Origin of the sequence: Streptomyces sp. CB01249 (assembly GCF_001905735.1) — a bacterium.
Classification (GTDB): Bacteria; Actinomycetota; Actinomycetes; order Streptomycetales; family Streptomycetaceae; genus Streptomyces.
Genome location: NZ_LISW01000001.1, coordinates 1 through 19,357 on the forward strand (window position 1 = coordinate 1; position 19,357 = coordinate 19,357).

Genomic DNA, 19,357 nt, shown 5'->3' on the forward strand with positions numbered 1-19,357 from the left:
GCACGGGGCTCTTTCGCGTTTATGGGGGTTGCACGCTTCGCCCTCAGTACCTCTCTGCACCGCCGGCCCAGGCGGTTTTGCATACCCCCTGGATCAGGGTATGCTTTAGCTCGTTGCCGCAGGGCAGCAAGGCCCCAATAGCTCAGTCGGTAGAGCGTCTCCATGGTAAGGAGAAGGTCTGCGGTTCGATTCCGCATTGGGGCTCAGAAGAAAGAAAGGCCTCGCCAGTCGGCGGGGCCTTTCTTCATGTCCGGGGCCCAGTCCTGCGGGCGGCTGCGATGTCAGTGTCACGGTCTACGGTGCGACCATGTCGTTTGTCCTGCCCGATGGTCTGCCTCCCGGCCGGTTCCTGTCGTCGGGGCCCGCACACACGTGGGTCTCTGACGATTTTCCTGAGGCCGTCGATGACTTGTGGCCCCGCCTGCTGAGCGAGCAGAAGGCCCGTGGCCTGGTTCCGCTCCTGTGCCGGCCCTATGCGCTGGGGAAGCCGCTCGGCCTGGACCAGGTCGATGCCGTCCGCCTGGAAGAGGTGCTGGCCGCGGACTTCGCCGAGTACCGGCGTACGAGACTGCCCTTCTGGACGGACACGACACCGGCCCCGGTGCCTGACGGGATCGAACCATGGCCTCACGACCCCGGGCCGCCCTTCGAGCAGTGGCCGGGCCTGGCACCGGAGATGCCGACTGCGTCCGGGGACCCGAAGCCTGAGGAAGCGGCGGCAAGCCTGCTGTCCGGGCTGATCGAGAGGGGGCAGTCCGGGCTGGACGAGTACCGACTCGTGCTTGTCGCTGCCCGGCGCAGCAGCGATGCTCTGGCGTCGATCGGCTGGTCCGCGGAGGCACCGCTGCCTCTGCTGTGTGCACTCCTGCGGAGCTGGGAAGACCGCTTCGGCGCCCGGGTCGTGGCGGTGTCCGGCAGCGAGCTGCACGTATCGGCCGCGAGGCCGCCCGTCGAAGCGGAGCACACGAACCTGCTCGCCTTGGAACACGTGCTCTCGACCGCCAACAACATCGTCGACGACCCGCCCACACCGTTCCCCGAGTACGCGACGGACCTCAGGGGACGGACTTCCTGGTCGTTCTGGTGGGACTAGAGCCGTCGGATCCGCATGGGAGGGCGGTGCCATGCCCTTGGTGAGCAGGCGGGGGCGGCCACTACTGCGGTTCCGGGACCCTCATGGTCAGGATGGCCATGTCGTCCGAGGGCGGCTCGGCGGCGAAGCGTTCGACGGCTCGGAGGATGCGTGCGGCCACCGCGCCCGCCGTGAGTCCCGTGCAGTGGGCGAGCACATCCGCCAGGCCGTCGTCGCCGAGCATCCGCGTACCCTCACGGCGTTCCGTCACACCGTCCGTCACGCACAACAGGACGTCGCCCGGCTCCAGGGTGAACTCCTGCTCGTACAGCTCCAGGTCCTCCATGACGCCCAGCAGCGGCTGCGGGTCCGCCGCGGGCTCCACCGAGCCGTCCTGGCGCAGGCGCAGCGGCAGCGGGTGGCCGGCGCAGACGACCTTCAGGAGGGCGCTGCCGTCCTCCTGCGGCCACAGCTCGCCGTAGAGCAGCGTGAGGAAGCGGCTGCGGGCGCCCTCGTCGAGGATCGCCGCGTTGAGCCGCTCCAGGACCGCGGGGCCGGCGAAGCCCTCCCGGGCCAGCAGGCGCAGCGCGTGGCGGGCCAGGCCCGTGACGGCCGCCGCCTCCGGCCCCGTACCGCATACGTCGCCGATGGCGAACCCGTACGCGCCGTCCCGGATCGGGAAGACGTCGTAGAAGTCGCCGCCGACCTCGTTGCCCTCGCCGGCCGCGCGGTAGATGACGTCCACCTCGACGTTGGGCACGGCGGGCAGGCCCGGCGGAAGGAGGCTGCGCTGGAGGGACTGGCTGATCGCCGTGCGCTCCGAGTAGAGGCGGGCGTTGTCCAGGGCCAGGGCGGCCCGGCGGGACAGGTCCTCGGCCAGCTCCAGGATCTCCTGGCGGAAGTGGTCGTCGGACGGCTTGCCGAGCGTCAGCATGCCGATGACGCGGTTACGGGCGACCAGGGGCAGGACGACGGTCTCGCCGCCCACCGCCGCGGCGGTCGCCAGCGTCGTACGCGTGGTCGAGCCGAGGCCGCCCGCGTCGCCGATCCCGATACTCCGCATCGAGGTCCGCAACGCCGCCTCGTGGGCGGCCTGGGCAGGAGCGGCCCACAGCCGCGCCCCAGGGGTCCGTACGGGCTCCGGCGGGGAGATCCGGGTGAGCAGGCTCTTGAGCCCGTCGATGCGCTCCTCGTCCTCGTGCAGCACGTAGGAGAGCTCCGGGTCCGACGCCGGGTCGGCGATCGTGTAGACGGCGCACCACGTCGCCAGCGTCGGAACCGTCATCTGGGCCATCAGGGCCAGCGTCTGGTCCCGGTCCAGGGTGCCCGCCAGCAGGTCCGACGCCTCCACGAGGAAGGACAGCGAGCCGCGGCGCAGCCGCTCCAGCTCGCCGAGGCGCGCCGACTCGACCGCGAGGGCGATCCGGTCCGCGGCGAACTGGAGGCGCAGCGCCTCCTCGTTGGAATAGCGGCCCGCGGCCTCGGCCGCGACGCCCAGCGAGCCCGTGAGGCGCCCCTCGACCTTCAGCGGGACCGTGACCACCGAGCGCATGCCGGTGTTGCCGAGCAGCGGGACCGCGCCCGGGACGGCGTCCAGGTCCTCGTGGACGGCGGGCATCCGGGCGGAGCCGTACCGGCCGGTTCCGGCCTCGACGGGGACGCGGGCGAAGCGCTGACGGGCGGAGGGCAGGCCGGTCGTGGCGCGCACCTCCAGCTCGGTCTCGTCGTCCGTGGCGAGCAGGAGGAAGGCGGCGTCGGCGTCCAGCATGTCGCGCGCCCGCTCGACGGTGCGCTGGAGCAGGCCGTCGAGGTCGTCGGGGGCGGGGGAGCCGATGAAGACCTCGAAGGGGTCCGTCTTGCGGCTCTCCGCGGTGTCCGAGACCGGGGCGCGCACGGGGGTCTGGAGGACCGCGCGCTCGTAGTCGCGCACCAGCAGGCAGACCGTGGACGGTTCGCCCTGAGGGTCCCGTACGCGCAGGTGGGAGCCGTAGACCGGGATGGTGCGGCCGTCGGCGCCCCGGATGCCGTAGCTGCCCTCCCAGCGGGAGAGGCGCAGGGCGTCCGCGATGCCGGTGCTGGTGCCGGGGGTCTGCGGCCAGGCGGTGAAGTCGGTGAGCTGCTTGCCGATGACCTGGTCCGCCGTGTAACCGAAGAGGTACGCGGCGTCGTCGTTCCACGCGGCGACAGCGCCCTCGCTGTCGACCTGGACGACGGCGACCCGGACGCGTTCGTCGGTGACCGGGAGCAGGCCCACGGGCAGCAGCGGACCGGCCGAGCGGACGCCCACCGGGCGGTCCGGGAGATCGAGCTGGAACCAGACATGTTTGCGCGTGGGGGAGTATTCGACGCCCCACCGGGAAGCGAGAGCCGCGCACAGCAGCAGACCGCGGCCGTTCTCGCTGTCCAGGCTGCCGAGATCGAGGGCGGCCGGCTGGAGCGGGATCTCCCGCTCCGGGTAGTGGTCGGCGATCTCCACCCGGACGCCGTCCTCCGTGCGCAGACACAGCACGTCCGCGGCGGTGCCGGCGTGGATCACGGCATTGGTGACGAGCTCGCTGGTCAGGACGACGGCGTCGTCCACGACGTCGGTGTACCCCCAGCCCTGGAGCGTGTCGCGGACAAAGGCACGGGCCGTCGCGACGGAGCGTGCCACCGGGTCGAAGGTGGCAGCCGCACGCGCCGTGATCACAGCACTCCCCATATGGTGTCTCGTCGCTTCCCCGAGTCCGTGCCCGTTTCTCGCCGCTTCGATTCGCCTGCCAGGCTAGACGCTCCCCCCGCGCACCGGGTACACGAGGGCGGACTTCGGACAGGGCCGGGCGGGAACGGTCGGACGACCGGACAGGATGGGCTTCCCCTCGGAGGGATGTGGGACAACCATGGGAGGTTCCACCCCGACCGGTTCCCGCCTGGTACGTTTCAACGATTTGACGTCCGCATGGTCACCCGTCGACGGTGGGCTGTGGCGGTGAGCCGTGGAAGTTCTGGGCAGGCTCTCGGACGAGGTTCTAGCTAGATGGTCAACCCCTGCGGGAGGGACACGGTGGAGTCTGACGTGGCGGCGCGGGGTTCGGGTACGCGCAGTAAGGGCGGGCAGTCCGTGAAGAAGCAGCGCAATGGAACCGTCGAGGTAGACGCGGCGGCGCTCCACAGACTGCTGGCCGGCCTGGTCGCCATGCGCGACGGGAACTTCCGCAGGCGCGTCACCGTCTCCGGCGAAGGCGTGATGGCGGAGCTCGCCGCGGTCTTCAACGAGGTCGCCGACCGCAATGTGCACCTCACCGGCGAGCTGGCCCGGGTGCGCCGCGTCGTCGGGCGGGAGGGCAAGCTCACCGAGCGCCTGGAGACGGGTGCCTGCGAGGGCTCCTGGGCCGCCGCGATCGACGCCTCCAACGAGCTGGTGGACGATCTCGCGCGCCCGGTCTCGGAGGTCGGGCGCGTGCTGTCGGCGGTGGCCGACGGTGATCTCGAACAGCGGATGGAGCTGCGCTCCCACACGGCGGACGACACGGTACGGCCGCTGCGCGGCGAGTTCCTGAAGGTCGCCCGTACCGTCAACAACCTGGTCGACCAGCTGTCGGCGTTCACCGAGCAGGTGACGCGGGTGGCGGTCGAGGTGGGGACCGAGGGCAAGCTGGGCGGCCAGGCGCAGGTGCGCGGGATGTCCGGTTCGTGGAAGGACCTCACGGACTCCGTCAACACCATGGCGTACCGGCTGACCGCACAGGTGCGCGACATCGCGCTGGTGACGACGGCCGTGGCCAAGGGTGACCTGTCGCGGAAGGTCACCGTCCATGTGGCCGGCGAGATGCTCCAGCTGAAGAACACCGTCAACACGATGGTCGACCAGCTGTCCTCGTTCTCCTCCGAGGTGACCCGGGTCGCCCGCGAGGTGGGCACGGAGGGCGAGCTCGGCGGCCAGGCCGTAGTGCCGGGCGTGGCCGGGGTGTGGAAGGACCTCACGGACTCCGTCAACACGATGGCCGGCAACCTCACCTCCCAGGTGCGTGGCATCGCGGAGGTGACGACGGCGGTCGCCAACGGTGACCTGTCGCAGAAGGTTCAGGTCAGCGCGCGCGGCGAGGTCGCGCAGCTCGCCGAGACGATCAACCAGATGACCGAGACGCTGCGCACCTTCGCGGACGAGGTCACCCGCGTGGCCAGCGAGGTCGGCGGGCAGGGCGTGCTCGGCGGCCAGGCGCAGGTGCCGGGCGCCGCCGGGACCTGGAAGGACCTCACCGACTCGGTGAACACGGTCTTCCGGAACCTGACGACCCAGGTGCGCGACATCGCCCAGGTGACGACGGCGGTGGCCAGCGGCGACATGACGCAGAAGGTCACCGTCGATGTGGCCGGCGAGATGCTGGAGCTGAAGAACACCGTCAACACGATGGTGGACCAGCTCCAGTCCTTCGGCTCGGAAGTGACCCGGGTGGCCCGGGAGGTCGGCGTCGAGGGCCGCCTCGGCGGGCAGGCCGAGGTGCCGGGCGCCGCCGGGACCTGGAAGGACCTCACGGACTCCGTGAACACAGCCTTCCGCAACCTGACCGGCCAGGTCCGCGACATTGCGCAGGTCACGACGGCCGTCGCCAACGGCGACCTGTCGCAGAAGGTCACCGTCGACGTCGCGGGCGAGATGCTGGAGCTCAAGAACACCGTCAACACGATGGTGGCGCAGCTCTCCTCGTTCGCCGACCAGGTCACGCGGATGGCGCGTGACGTGGGCACCGAGGGCCGCCTCGGCGGTCAGGCGCGGGTCGACGGCGTCTCCGGTACGTGGAAGGAGCTCACCGACTCCGTCAACTTCATGGCGGGGAACCTGACCTCCCAGGTGCGCCAGATCGCCCAGGTCACGACGGCGGTGGCGCGGGGCGACCTGTCGCAGAAGATCGACGTGGACGCGCGCGGCGAGATCCTGGAGCTGAAGAACACCATCAACACGATGGTCGACCAGCTCTCCGCCTTCGCCGAGCAGGTGACCAGGGTCGCCCGCGAGGTGGGTACGGACGGGCGGCTCGGCGGCCAGGCGCAGGTGCCCGGCGTGGCCGGTGTGTGGCGTGATCTGACCGACTCGGTGAACGGCATGGCGGGGAACCTCACCGCTCAGGTCCGTAACATCGCGCAGGTCGCCACGGCGGTGGCGCGCGGTGACCTGTCGCAGAAGATCGACGTGGACGCGCGCGGCGAGATCCTGGAGCTGAAGAACACCCTCAACACCATGGTCGACCAGCTCTCGAACTTCGCGGAGCAGGTCACGCGGGTGGCACGCGAGGTGGGTACCGAGGGCATCCTGGGCGGTCAGGCCGAGGTGCAGGGCGTCTCGGGTACGTGGAAGGACCTCACGCAGTCCGTCAACGGCATGGCCAACAACCTCACCCTTCAGGTGCGGAACATCGCCGAGGTGACGACGGCGGTCGCCAACGGCGACCTGTCCAAGAAGATCACCGTCGACGCCAAGGGCGAGATCCTCGAACTGGTGACGACCGTCAACACGATGGTCGACCAGCTGCTCAACTTCGCCGACGAGGTGACCCGCGTCGCGCGTGAGGTGGGCACCGAGGGCATCCTCGGCGGCCAGGCGCGGGTGCGCGGGGCGACGGGCATCTGGAAGGACCTCAGCGACAACGTCAACCTGATGGCCAACAACCTGACCAGCCAGGTGCGGAACATCTCCCGCGTCTCGTCCGCCGTCGCCAACGGCGACCTGACGAAGAAGGTCACCGTCGAGGCGCGCGGCGAGGTCGCCGAGCTGGCCGACACCGTCAACACGATGGTGACGACGCTGTCCTCGTTCGCGGACGAGGTGACCCGCGTCGCCCGCGAGGTGGGCACCGAGGGCGAGCTGGGCGGCCAGGCGCGCGTCCCGGGCGTCTCCGGTACGTGGAAGGACCTCACCGAGTCCGTGAACTCGATGGCGTCCAACCTGACGGGCCAGGTGCGCCAGATCGCCGCGGTCACGACGGCCATCGCCAAGGGCGACCTGACCAAGAAGATCGACATCGATGCGCGCGGCGAGATCCAGCAGCTGAAGAACACCATCAACACGATGGTCGACCAGCTGTCGTCGTTCGCCGAGCAGGTGACCCGGGTCGCCCGCGAGGTGGGCACCGAGGGGCAGCTCGGCGGTCAGGCGCGGGTGCGCGACGTGGACGGCACCTGGCGCGACCTGACCGAGTCGGTGAACGAGATGGCCGGGAACCTGACCCGTCAGGTGCGCGCCATCGCGGCCGTCGCCACGGCGGTGACGCGCGGCGACCTGAACCTGAAGATCGACGTGGACGCGGCGGGCGAGATCCAGGCCCTCCAGGACAACATCAACACGATGATCGCGAACCTGCGCGACACCACCGCCACCAACAAGGAACAGGACTGGCTTAAGGGAAACCTGGCCCGCATCTCCGGTCTGATGCAGGGGCGGCGCGACCTGGACGACGTTGCCTCGCTGATCATGAGCGAGCTGACCCCCGTGGTCTCCGCGCAGCACGGCGCGTTCTTCCTGGCCACGCCCACCGGCGAGACCGACGCGCTGGGCGCCGAGGCCGAGGGGGCGTACGAGCTGCGGATGCGGGGGAGCTACGGCTACTCCGCCGGCTCCATGCCGACGTCCTTCCGGCCGGGCGAGACGCTCATCGGCACGGCCGCCGAGGAGAAGCGGACGATCCAGGTGGACAACGTTCCGCCGGGGTACCTGAAGATCTCCTCCGGGCTCGGTGAGGCGCCGCCCGCGCATGTGATCGTGCTTCCGGTGCTGTTCGAGGGCAAGGTCCTCGGAGTCATCGAACTGGCCTCGTTCCAGCCGTTCACGCACATCCAGCGGGACTTCCTGAACCAGCTCGCGGAAATGATCGCCACGAGCGTCAACACCATCAGCGTCAACACGACGACCGAGAAGCTGCTCGAACAGTCGCAGGAGCTCACCGAGCAATTGCGCGACCGCTCGCAGGAATTGGAGAACCGGCAGAAGGCCCTCCAGGCGTCCAACGCCGAACTGGAGGAGAAGGCCGAGCTGCTGGCCAGGCAGAACCGCGACATCGAGGTCAAGAACACCGAGATCGAGGAGGCGCGGCAGGTCCTGGAGGAGCGCGCCGAACAGCTCGCCGTCTCGATGCGCTACAAGTCCGAGTTCCTGGCGAACATGTCGCACGAGCTGCGTACGCCGCTCAACTCTCTGCTCATTCTGGCCAAGTTGCTCGCGGACAACGCCGAGGGCAATCTCTCGCCGAAGCAGGTGGAATTCGCCGAGACGATCCACGGGGCCGGTTCCGACCTGCTCCAGCTGATCAACGACATCCTCGATCTGTCGAAGGTCGAGGCGGGCAAGATGGACGTCAGCCCGACGCGGATCGCCCTGGTGCAGCTCGTGGACTATGTGGAGGCGACCTTCCGGCCGCTCACCGCGGAAAAGGGGCTGGATTTCTCCGTACGGGTGTCGCCGGAGCTGCCGGCCACGCTGCACACGGACGAGCAGCGGCTCCTCCAGGTGCTGCGCAACCTGCTGTCCAACGCCGTGAAGTTCACCGACGGCGGGGCCGTCGAGCTGGTGATCAGGCACGCCGGTCAAGAGGTGCCGGACGCCATCCGCGAGCAGCTGCTGGAGGCCGGTTCGCTGCGGGACGCGGACGGCGAGCTGATCGCCTTCTCGGTGACGGACACCGGCATCGGGATCGCGGCCAGCAAGATGCGGGTCATCTTCGAGGCGTTCAAGCAGGCGGACGGGACGACCAGCCGCAAGTACGGCGGCACGGGCCTCGGTCTGTCCATCAGCCGCGAGATCGCCCGGCTGCTGGGCGGCGAGATCCACGCGGCGAGCGAGCCCGGCCGCGGCTCCACGTTCACCCTGTACCTGCCGCTGCACCCGAGCGAACTCCCGCCGCAGGGCTACCCGCAGCTCGCTCCGGGGCAGTCCGACGGCCAGACCGGCGCGATCGAGGGCGGCCGGGCCCCGGAGCCCGGACAGGTGTACGTGCCGGACGCCGCCCAGGCCGCCCCGCGCCGCCGGCGCAAGGCGCTGGGAGGCGCACAGCAGCAGCCCGCGCTGCCGCCGCGTCCGGTGCCCGCCCCCGCCCCGCAGCCGGGTCGGGCCACCGAGCCCGAGGCGTGGACCGTGGGCGGTCAGGAGGAGCCCGAGCAGCCGCGCAGGACGTTCCGGTTCGGCGGCGAGAAGGTGCTGATCGTGGACGACGACGTCCGCAACGTCTTCGCCCTCACCAGCGTGCTGGAACAGCACGGACTGACGGTCCTCTACGCCGAGAACGGGCGCGAGGGCATCGAAGTCCTGGAGCAGCACGACGATGTGACGGTCGTACTGATGGACATCATGATGCCGGAGATGGACGGTTACGCGACGACCTCGGCGATCCGCAGGATGCCGCAGTTCGCCGAGCTGCCGATCGTGGCCCTGACCGCCAAAGCGATGAAGGGCGACAAGGAGAAGGCGCTCGAATCGGGTGCGTCCGACTATGTCACCAAGCCGGTCGATCCCGACCATCTTCTTTCGGTCATGGAAGGGTACGTGCGCGGTGAGTGAGCGCCCACTGAGAGAATCCATGAAGATTTGTTGACCGGTGGTGTACGAAGGAGTGTGGGAACGCGGATTGCGGGGAACCTTCTGGTCTCCCGCCACGTTTCCGGTACGTGCACAGTGACATCACGGTGACAGGGTGTGGTGACCGCCGGGGTGCGGCTACCATGACCGGCACAAGGACGGGCGGCGTAAGGGAGTCGTCCCCCGGGGCGGCGCCCGGTGCAATTCCGGGGCGAGGAGGGCGGGCCATGGTGCAGAAGGCCAAGATCCTCCTGGTCGATGACCGGCCGGAGAATCTGCTGGCGCTGGAGGCCATCCTCTCTGCGCTCGATCAGACACTGGTACGGGCATCGTCAGGGGAGGAGGCGCTCAAAGCGCTGCTCACGGACGACTTCGCGGTCATTCTGCTGGACGTCCAGATGCCGGGCATGGACGGTTTCGAAACCGCCGCGCACATCAAGCGGCGGGAACGGACCCGGGACATCCCGATCATCTTCCTCACCGCGATCAATCACGGTCCGCATCACACCTTCCGGGGTTACGCGGCCGGCGCGGTGGACTACATCTCCAAGCCGTTCGACCCGTGGGTGCTGCGCGCCAAGGTCTCGGTCTTCGTGGAGCTGTACATGAAGAACTGCCAGCTGCGGGAGCAGGCTGCGCTGCTGCGGCTCCAGCTGGAGGGCGGCGGCCAGACCAGCGCCCAGCAGGAGAGGGAGCCCGCCGGTCTGCTGGCCGAGCTCTCCGCGCGGCTCGCGGCCGTCGAGGAGCAGGCGGAGGCGCTGTCGAAGCAGCTCGACGACGAGTCCGCGGACGCGGGCGCCGTCGCCACGGCCGCCCATCTCGAACGGAAGCTGACCGGACTGCGCCGCGCGCTCGACGCGCTGGAGCCCGGCACCGGCGGGGCGTCGGCGGCCGTTCCCTCATAACGGCGCATCCGCCTTGTGTGCGGGGCGCCTTCGGGTGCGGCCGGGCAACTGACCGGTGGCTGCCGGTTTTCCGTGCGCGGCCGCCGGTGAGGGCGCGTCAGTTTCCGGCCCGCGCAGGGCGACACGGACGGGTGAACCGGCACGCACCGGTGTCCACAGACGTGGACACCGGTAACCTCGGCCCCATGGCCTCACGTACGTCCGGCAAGGGTTCCCAGGGCACTGCGGGCACCGCGAAGCGCGTCGGCGGTGGCCCGGGTCCGGCGAAGAAAGCCGCGCCCGCCAAGAAGACCGCAGCGAAGAAGGCGCCCGCGAAGAAGGCCCCGGCCAAGAAGACCGCGGCGAAGAAAGCCGCTCCGCCACGTCCGGCACCCTCGCCCACCAACGGCGTGTACCGGCTGGCGCGGGCCCTCTGGCTCGGCGCGGCCCACGCCGTCGGCGCGATGTTCCGCGGCATAGGGCGCGGTGCCAAGGGCCTCGACCCCGCCCACCGCAAGGACGGCGTCGCGCTGCTGCTGCTCGGCCTCGCGCTGATCGTCGCCGCGGGCACCTGGTCGAATCTGCGCGGTCCCGTGGGCGACCTGGTGGAGATGCTGGTCACCGGGGCGTTCGGCCGGCTCGACCTGCTCGTGCCGATACTGCTGGGCGCCATCGCGGTACGGCTGATCCTGTACCCCCAGCGGCCCGAGGCCAACGGCCGCATCGTCATCGGCCTCTCCGCCCTGGTCATCGGCGTGCTCGGACAGGTCCACATCGCGTGCGGTTCGCCGGGGCGCGACGAGGGGACCGAGGCCATGCAGGACGCGGGCGGCCTCATCGGCTGGGCCGCCTCCAAGCCGCTGATCTTCGCCATGGGCGAGGTGCTGGCCGTGCCGCTGCTCCTGCTGCTCACCGTCTTCGGGCTGCTGGTCGTCACGGCGACCCCGGTGAACGCCATCCCGCTGCGGCTGCGGCTGCTCGGCGTGAAGCTGGGCATCGTGGAACCGGCGTACGACCCCGAGGCGCAGGAGGACGACGACGAGCGCTACGACGAGCAGTGGCGCGAGGCGCTCCCGCCCCGCTCCCGCCGCTCCCAGGCGCCCGACGGGTACGACCCGGACCTCGCGGAGTCCGAGGCGCTGTCCAAGCGTCGCAGGCCGCGCAGGCCCTCGGTGCAGCCCGCGATGAACCGCACGATGGACGCGGTGGACGTGGCGGCCGCCGCTGCCGCCGCGCTCGACGGGGCCGTGCTCAACGGCATGCCGCCCTCGCCGGTTGTCGCGGACCTGACGCAGGGCGTCTCGGTGGACCGCGAGCAGGCGGGCACGCCGGTGCCCGGTGCCAGGGAGGCGGAGCCGGCCGGGAAGTCCGCCGGGAAGCGTACGGAGGCCACGCCCGGGGCCGGTGTGCCCGATCTGACCAAGCCGGCGCCCGAGCCCCCCGAGCCCCAGTCGCTGCCCGCCAGGGCCGAGCAGCTCCAGCTCTCCGGCGACATCACGTACTCGCTGCCCTCGCTCGACCTGCTGGAGCGCGGCGGTCCCGGCAAGACCCGGAGCGCCGCCAACGACGCGATCGTCGCCTCGCTGACCAACGTGTTCACCGAGTTCAAGGTGGACGCCGCCGTCACCGGCTTCACCCGCGGACCGACGGTGACGCGGTACGAGGTGGAGCTCGGCCCCGCCGTGAAGGTCGAGCGGATCACGGCGCTCACCAAGAACATCGCGTACGCCGTCGCCAGCCCCGACGTCCGCATCATCTCGCCGATCCCGGGCAAGTCCGCGGTCGGCATCGAGATCCCCAACTCCGACCGGGAGATGGTCAACCTCGGCGACGTGCTGCGCCTGGCGGACGCGGCCGAGGACGACCACCCCATGCTCGTCGCGCTCGGCAAGAACGTCGAGGGCGGCTACGAGATGGCCAACCTCGCGAAGATGCCGCACGTCCTGGTGGCCGGTGCGACCGGCTCCGGCAAGTCGTCCTGCATCAACTGCCTGATCACCTCGATCATGGTGCGGGCCACGCCGGAGGACGTCCGGATGGTGCTGGTCGACCCGAAGCGCGTCGAGCTCACCGCGTACGAGGGCATTCCGCACCTGATCACGCCGATCATCACCAACCCCAAGAAGGCCGCCGAGGCGCTTCAGTGGGTCGTACGGGAGATGGATCTGCGCTACGACGACCTCGCGGCCTTCGGCTACCGGCACATCGACGACTTCAACCACGCGGTGCGCACCGGCAAGCTCAAGACGCCGGAGGGCAGCGAACGCGAGCTCGCGCCGTACCCGTATCTGCTGGTGATCGTCGACGAGCTGGCCGACCTGATGATGGTCGCCCCGCGTGACGTCGAGGACTCGATCGTCCGCATCACCCAGCTGGCCCGCGCCGCCGGCATCCACCTGGTGCTCGCCACACAGCGCCCCTCGGTGGACGTCGTCACCGGCCTGATCAAGGCGAACGTGCCCTCGCGGCTCGCCTTCGCCACGTCCTCGCTCGCCGACAGCCGCGTCATCCTGGACCAGCCCGGTGCCGAAAAGCTCATCGGAAAGGGTGACGGCCTGTTCCTGCCGATGGGCGCGAACAAGCCGACCCGTATGCAGGGCGCCTTCGTCACCGAGGACGAGGTCGCGGCCGTCGTCCAGCACTGCAAGGACCAGATGGCCCCGGTCTTCCGCGACGACGTCGTGGTCGGCACGAAGCAGAAGAAGGAGATCGACGAGGACATCGGCGACGACCTCGACCTGCTGTGCCAGGCGGCCGAGCTGGTCGTCTCCACCCAGTTCGGATCGACCTCGATGCTCCAGCGCAAGCTGCGGGTCGGCTTCGCCAAGGCCGGGCGGCTCATGGACCTGATGGAGTCGCGCAACATCGTCGGACCGAGCGAGGGCTCCAAGGCGCGCGACGTCCTGGTGAAACCCGACGAGCTCGACGGGGTGTTGGCACAGATTCGTGGGGAAACCGCTTCGTAAGAGTTTTACGGGCAACCGTTTCGCCGGGCCGTACGTCAAGTTGAAGGGAAGGAAGGAACGTCCTTCCCCGGGGCGTCCCGGCGAAACCGGCTCTGTTCGAATCTGATGGCGTACAAAGTCCACCCGCCCGGTTGCCCCACCCTTTCGTACCCCCCCTAGACTGAACACCCAGCAGGTGGCTCACGCTCGAAAGGCGCCCCCGTGTCCATCGGCAACTCCCCCGAAGACGACCAGCCTTCGATCGGTCGAGTGCTCCAGCAGGCTCGTCTCTCCGAAGGCCTCACGGTCGAAGAGGTCAGCACGTCCACCCGGGTGCGCATCCCCATCGTGCACGCGATCGAGCAGGACGACTTCTCCCGCTGCGGCGGCGACGTGTACGCCCGCGGCCACATCCGTACGCTCGCCCGAGCCGTCGGCACCGATCCGGAACCGCTGATCGCGCAGTACGACGCCGAGCACGGCGGCCGTCCCGCGCCCACCCCGGCGGCGCCGCTGTTCGAGGCCGAACGCATCCGCTCCGAACCCCGCAGGCCCAACTGGACGGCGGCCATGGTCGCGGCGATCGTCGCCGTCATCGGCTTCGTCGGCTTCACCTTCTTCAAGGGTGGCGACGACGGGCCCTCGACGGCCGGCCGGGTGGCCGAGGGCCCGACCTCCGACAAGATCGCCCCGAAGCCCTCCGCCAGCAAGCCCGCCGACCCCAAGCCGGCCCCGTCCGAGAGCGCCATCGCCGCGGCGCCCCAGGACAAGGTCACCGTCAAGCTCAGCGCCACCCAGGGCAAGAGCTGGATCTCCGCCAAGGACCACAACGGCCGGGCCCTCTTCGACGGCACCCTCCAGCAGGGCGAGTCGAAGACCTTCCAGGACAAGGAGCGCGTCGACCTCATCCTCGGCAACGCGGGCTCGATCGAGCTCTTCGTCAACGGGAAGAAGGTCGAGGACCAGTTCAAGCCCGGACAGGTCGAACGCCTCTCGTACACCAAGGGCGACCCCGAGGTCGGCTGACCGGTCACCCGGAGACATCGCGGCGCGGCGAGCGCCCGGCCACCGTGCCGGGCGCTCGCCGTCTTTGTCACCGTGGGTAACGGCGCAACCCTCCGCGGCGGGGTCGGTGCTGGGACAAAGTAGTCTTGAGTCCATGCCCGAACGCCGTACCGTCGCCCTTGTCACTCTTGGCTGCGCCCGTAACGAGGTGGACTCGGAGGAGCTCGCAGGCCGCCTGGCAGCGGACGGCTGGGAGCTCGTCGAGGATGCCTCCGATGCCGATGTCGCCGTCGTCAACACCTGTGGGTTCGTGGAGGCCGCCAAGAAGGACTCCGTCGACGCCCTCCTCGAAGCCAATGATCTGAAGGACCACGGCCGCACCCAGGCCGTCGTCGCCGTCGGCTGCATGGCCGAGCGCTACGGCAAGGACCTCGCCGAGGCCCTGCCGGAAGCGGACGGCGTCCTCGGCTTCGATGACTACGCCGACATCTCCGACCGCCTCCAGACCATCCTCAACGGCGGCATCCACGCCTCCCACACCCCCCGCGACCGCCGCAAGCTGCTGCCGATCAGCCCCGCCGAGCGGCAGGACGCCGCCGTGTCCCTGCCCGGCCACGCGCAGGAGATCGCCCCGGCCCCCGCCGACCTGCCGGAGGGCGTCGCCCCGGTCTCCGGGCCGCGCGCGCCCCTGCGCCGCCGGCTGGGCACCAGCCCCGTCGCCTCGGTCAAGCTGGCCTCCGGCTGCGACCGGCGCTGCTCCTTCTGCGCCATCCCGTCCTTCCGCGGCTCCTTCATCTCCCGCCGTCCCTCGGACGTGCTGGGCGAGACCCGCTGGCTCGCCGAGCAGGGCGTGAAGGAGGTCATGCTGGTCTCCGAGAACAACACCTCGTACGGCAAGGACCTGGGCGACATCCGTCTCCTGGAGACCCTGCTGCCCGAGCTCGCGGACGTCGACGGCATCGAGCGCATCCGCGTCAGCTACCTCCAGCCCGCCGAGATGCGGCCCGGCCTGATCGACGTCCTCACCTCGACGCCGAAGGTCGCGCCCTACTTCGACCTGTCCTTCCAGCACTCCGCGCCCGCTGTGCTGCGGGCGATGCGCCGCTTCGGGGACACCGACCGCTTCCTGGAGCTGCTGGACACGATCCGCGGCAAGGCACCGCAGGCCGGCGCCCGGTCCAACTTCATCGTCGGCTTCCCCGGCGAGACCGAGGACGACCTCGCGGAGCTGGAACGGTTCCTCACGGGCGCCCGTCTCGACGCCATCGGCGTCTTCGGCTACTCGGACGAGGACGGCACCGAGGCGGTCGGCTACGACAACAAGCTCGACGCCGACGTCATCGCGGAACGCCTCGCGCACATCTCCCAGCTCGCCGAGGAGCTGACCTCGCAGCGCGCCGAGGAGCGCATGGGCGAGACGCTCCAGGTGCTGGTCGAGTCCGTCGAGCCCACCGAGGACGAGCCGCGCGCCTACGGCCGCGCCGCGCATCAGGCGCCCGAAACCGATGGCCAGGTGCTCTTCACCACACGCGAGGGCCTGGTCCCGGGCCGTATGGTCGAGGCAAAGGTCGTGGGCACCGAAGGCGTGGACCTGATCGCCGAGTGCAGTGAGCTTGTGGAGGTAGCCAGATGACCGGAGTCCCGGCATCCGCGGCAGGCGGTTCCGGCGCGACGCCGGTCCGCGGCGGAAAGCTGGGCGCCGCTGCGGTCAATCAGGCCAGTCTGTGGAACATCGCCAACCTCCTGACGATGGCCCGGCTCGTGCTCGTTCCCGGCTTCGTCGTGCTGCTGCTCCACAACGGCGGGTACGACCCGGCCTGGCGCTCCTTCGCCTGGGCCGCCTTCGCCATCGCCATGATCACCGACCTGTTCGACGGGCATCTCGCGCGTACGTACAACCTGGTCACCGACTTCGGGAAGATCGCCGACCCGATCGCCGACAAGGCGATCATGGGCGCCGCGCTGATCTGTCTGTCGTACCTGGGCGATCTGCCCTGGTGGGTGACGGGCGTGATCCTGTTCCGTGAGCTGGGCATCACGCTGATGCGGTTCTGGGTGATCCGGCACGGGGTCATTCCGGCCAGTCGCGGCGGCAAGATGAAGACGCTGGCGCAGGGGACGGCCGTCGGGATGTACGTCCTGGCGCTGACCGGTCCGCTGGCCACCCTGCGCTTCTGGGTGATGGCTGTGGCGGTCGTGTTGACGGTCGTCACCGGTCTCGACTACGTCCGCCAAGCCGTCGTGCTGCGGCGCCAGGGCCTCGCGGCGGAACGGGCGGCCGCGGAAGAGCCTCAGGCCGTGGAAGAGCCTCAGGCCGTGGAAGAGCCTCAGGCCGTGGAAGAGCCTCAGGCCGTGGAAGAGCCTCGGGCCGCCGCCGAGGAGCCCGGAGCGGTCGCTGAGGCGGCGGGGGCCCGGGGGTCGGCGGAGGCCGAGCGGTGACTGCGGCGGGCCGGGTGCTGCGGCGCCTTGTCGAGCGGGGGGAGACCCTTGCCGTCGCGGAGTCGCTGACCGGCGGCCTGGTCGCGGCCGAACTGACGTCCGTACCGGGTGCCTCCCAAGCCTTCAGGGGCTCGGTGACGGCTTACGCGACCCCCCTCAAGAGTGAAGTCCTCGGGGTGGACGCGGGTCTCCTGGCGGAGCGCGGAGCGGTCGACGCGGACGTCGCGCGTCAGATGGCGACAGGCGTAAGGCGGGCTCTGGGCGCAGACTGGGGAGTGGCGACCACCGGCGTCGCCGGCCCCGAACCACAGGACGGCCGGCCCGTCGGAACGGTCTTCGTCGCGGTCAGCGGCCCGGACGGCACCGAGAAAGTGTCCGCGCTGAGGTTGAACGGCGACCGGGCGGACATCCGTAAGAAGAGCGTACGAAGCGCGCTCGACCTGCTCTCAGGCGAACTCCACGAGAATGCGAGCGCACAGGATACGGAAGAGAACGGGGGGAATTGATGTTTGCAGCCCTGAGTGAACACGACATCGCTCCCCGCACGGCCGCAGCGCTAGGCGGTACGGTGGGGCGTGAAGGATGCGGCTACGCGGTCCGAGGAGGGAGCCACCGATGATTCTGCTCCGTCGCCTGCTGGGTGACGTGCTGCGTCGGCAGCGCCAGCGCCAAGGCCGTACTCTGCGCGAAGTCTCCTCGTCCGCCCGAGTTTCGCTCGGCTATCTCTCCGAGGTGGAGCGGGGGCAGAAGGAGGCATCCTCCGAACTGCTCTCCGCCATTTGCGACGCGCTTGACGTACGGATGTCCGAGCTCATGCGTGAAGTGAGCGATGAGCTGTCCCTGGCCGAACTGGCCGAGTCGGCAGCGGCCAGCGATCCGGTACCTGTACCGGTGCGCCCCATGCTCAACTCCGTCTCCGTTACCTCGGTGGCGGGTGTACCGACGGGGCGGGTGACCATCAAGGCACCCGCGGAAGCGGTGGACGTGGTCGCCGCCTGACCGATCGGTTCGGTGTGAAGCCGGAGCCCCGGCTCTCCCCCTGCTTGTGGGGAGGGCCGGGGCTTTCGTGTGCCTGCGTGTGGATTTGGTCCGCCGGGGCGTGTGTCAGCGGGGCGATGGGGGGCAGGCGCGTGGATGAGAGACCGAGGAACCGTCCCGAAGGCACGTGGCGGAACCATCGGAGACTTCCTCGAATGACCGTTTTGCTTCGTTTGTGCCATCGTGGGTGGTGCTGAACGGAACGGATTCCAGATCGGAGACGTGCATGTCTGTGGTGAAGAGCCCACTGTCCGAGACCGACCTCAAGACCGTCGGAGACGCCCTCCAGGGCGCTCTGGTGGATCTCCTCGACCTTTCTCTGGTGGCCAAGCAGGTCCATTGGAACGTGGTCGGGCCGCGGTTCAGGTCCGTGCACCTCCAGCTCGACGATGTCGTGGACACCGCTCGCCAGCACTCCGACACGGTCGCTGAGCGGGCGTCCGCGCTCGGCGTCAACCCGGACGGCCGATCGGCGACGATCGCCAAGAGCACGGCCATCGCCTCCGTGTCCGAGGGCTGGATCAAGGATGTGGACGCGGTCAAGACCCTGGTCGACGCCCTCGGCGTGGTGATCGGGCGGATGCGCGAGCGCATCGAGGTGACCGAGACCCCGGACCCGGTCAGCCAGGACATCCTGATCTCGCTGACCGCCGACCTCGAAAAGCACGCGTGGATGTTCCAGGCCGAGAGCGCCTGAGCGCACGCCGTCACTCAACCCGATTTCTCCAACGGAGGTACGAGCATCATGAACGAAGGCGCGAAGGACAAGGTCACCGGCAAGGCGAAGGAAGCCATGGGCAAGATCTCCGGCGACCGTCGCAAGGAGGCCGAGGGCAAGGCGGACCAGGCCAAGGGCAAGGCGAAGGACGCCATGGGCGGCGCCCGCGACCGGGCGGACGGCGTCAAGGACTCCCTGAAGAACGACAAGGACTGACCAGCCCTCGGCGAGCCCCCACCCGTGCGGTGGGGGCTCCGTGCTGAAAGGGGCCGGTGCGGGGTTGTGCGACCGGCCCCGTGCGCGCCGGGGGTGCAACGGTGCGCTCTCGCCCCGGCGGAACGGGCGCGACTAGGGTCCTTCGTTTGGATCAAGCCGGAGGAGGCAGCCATGGTACGGCGATGGGTGCCGGCGCTCGTTCTCTGCGGCCTGTGGTGGTGGGCCGTGCTGCGGCTGATACTGGCCCCGGCGCACGCGGGGGTGGTCGAGGGAGCGGTGGCGGCGGGCGGCTGGGGGCTCAGCCTCCTGCCGGTGCACGTGGCCGCGACGGCCAGGCCCCTCGGCATCTTCGACGCGGGCACGGGCCTGCTGCGGCGCGGTACGGCGTGGGCCCGGAGGCGCGCGGGGGCGTGGCGGCGGTGGGTGGTCAGGTAGGTGCCGGGGTGGCCGTTCCGGCTGCGCGGGCCTGGGGCTCTGCGCCGGTAGCGGAGTACG

Annotated in this window: 13 protein-coding genes and 1 tRNA gene; 13 read left to right on the forward strand and 1 reads right to left on the reverse strand. The window is 70.0% G+C overall.

All coding sequences use genetic code 11. The annotated features are described in order from the left end of the window. Positions 1-131: 131 nt before the first annotated feature. Positions 132-204, forward strand: a tRNA-Thr gene (locus tag AMK18_RS00005). A gap of 103 nt (positions 205-307) precedes the next feature. Continuing rightward, on the forward strand, positions 308-1,093 hold the full coding sequence (locus AMK18_RS00010) for a DUF4253 domain-containing protein (RefSeq protein WP_241836406.1): 786 nt from the start codon (positions 308-310) through the stop codon (positions 1,091-1,093). Between the two features lie 61 nt (positions 1,094-1,154). Here the strand turns inward: AMK18_RS00010 and AMK18_RS00015 are convergent, their stop codons facing one another. After that, positions 1,155-3,761 carry a SpoIIE family protein phosphatase gene (locus tag AMK18_RS00015; protein ID WP_073861160.1) on the reverse strand — a complete coding sequence of 869 codons (2,607 nt, stop codon included), beginning with the start codon at positions 3,759-3,761 and terminating at the stop codon, positions 1,155-1,157. 411 nt (positions 3,762-4,172) lie between these two features. Between AMK18_RS00015 and AMK18_RS00020 the strand changes: the two genes are divergently transcribed. From AMK18_RS00020 to AMK18_RS00070, 11 genes are all read left to right on the forward strand, one after another. Next, complete coding sequence (locus AMK18_RS00020; protein WP_073862254.1) at positions 4,173-9,599, forward strand: HAMP domain-containing protein; 5,427 nt, start codon at positions 4,173-4,175, stop codon at positions 9,597-9,599. Between the two features lie 245 nt (positions 9,600-9,844). Then, the gene (locus AMK18_RS00025; RefSeq protein ID WP_018105279.1) at positions 9,845-10,522 is read left to right on the forward strand and encodes a response regulator; all 678 of its coding nucleotides are present in this window, start codon (positions 9,845-9,847) and stop codon (positions 10,520-10,522) included. A gap of 185 nt (positions 10,523-10,707) precedes the next feature. After that, positions 10,708-13,467, forward strand: coding sequence for a DNA translocase FtsK (locus AMK18_RS00030; protein ID WP_073862255.1), 2,760 nt, complete (start codon positions 10,708-10,710; stop codon positions 13,465-13,467). A 201-nt stretch (positions 13,468-13,668) separates the two neighbouring features. Continuing rightward, the gene (locus tag AMK18_RS00035; RefSeq protein ID WP_073861161.1) at positions 13,669-14,472 is read left to right on the forward strand and encodes a helix-turn-helix domain-containing protein; all 804 of its coding nucleotides are present in this window, start codon (positions 13,669-13,671) and stop codon (positions 14,470-14,472) included. A gap of 133 nt (positions 14,473-14,605) precedes the next feature. Continuing rightward, the gene (gene rimO / locus AMK18_RS00040) at positions 14,606-16,084 is read left to right on the forward strand and encodes a 30S ribosomal protein S12 methylthiotransferase RimO (RefSeq protein WP_073861162.1); all 1,479 of its coding nucleotides are present in this window, start codon (positions 14,606-14,608) and stop codon (positions 16,082-16,084) included. Next, positions 16,081-16,890, forward strand: a complete 810-nt coding sequence (pgsA, locus tag AMK18_RS00045; protein WP_073861163.1) for a CDP-diacylglycerol--glycerol-3-phosphate 3-phosphatidyltransferase — start codon at positions 16,081-16,083, stop codon at positions 16,888-16,890. The genes rimO and pgsA overlap by 4 nt, the downstream gene beginning before the upstream one ends. Continuing rightward, the gene (locus AMK18_RS00050; protein WP_073861164.1) at positions 16,887-17,396 is read left to right on the forward strand and encodes a CinA family protein; all 510 of its coding nucleotides are present in this window, start codon (positions 16,887-16,889) and stop codon (positions 17,394-17,396) included. The genes pgsA and AMK18_RS00050 overlap by 4 nt, the downstream gene beginning before the upstream one ends. 109 nt (positions 17,397-17,505) lie before the next feature. Beyond that, positions 17,506-17,889 carry a helix-turn-helix domain-containing protein gene (locus AMK18_RS00055; protein ID WP_018105285.1) on the forward strand — a complete coding sequence of 128 codons (384 nt, stop codon included), beginning with the start codon at positions 17,506-17,508 and terminating at the stop codon, positions 17,887-17,889. 265 nt (positions 17,890-18,154) lie between these two features. Further along, positions 18,155-18,625, forward strand: coding sequence for a Dps family protein (locus AMK18_RS00060; RefSeq protein WP_026171807.1), 471 nt, complete (start codon positions 18,155-18,157; stop codon positions 18,623-18,625). A gap of 48 nt (positions 18,626-18,673) precedes the next feature. Then, entirely contained in the window at positions 18,674-18,862 is a 189-nt protein-coding gene (locus AMK18_RS00065; RefSeq protein ID WP_073861165.1) for a CsbD family protein, read from the forward strand. A gap of 171 nt (positions 18,863-19,033) precedes the next feature. Beyond that, on the forward strand, positions 19,034-19,297 hold the full coding sequence (locus tag AMK18_RS00070) for a hypothetical protein (RefSeq protein WP_018105288.1): 264 nt from the start codon (positions 19,034-19,036) through the stop codon (positions 19,295-19,297). Positions 19,298-19,357 lie beyond the last annotated feature (60 nt).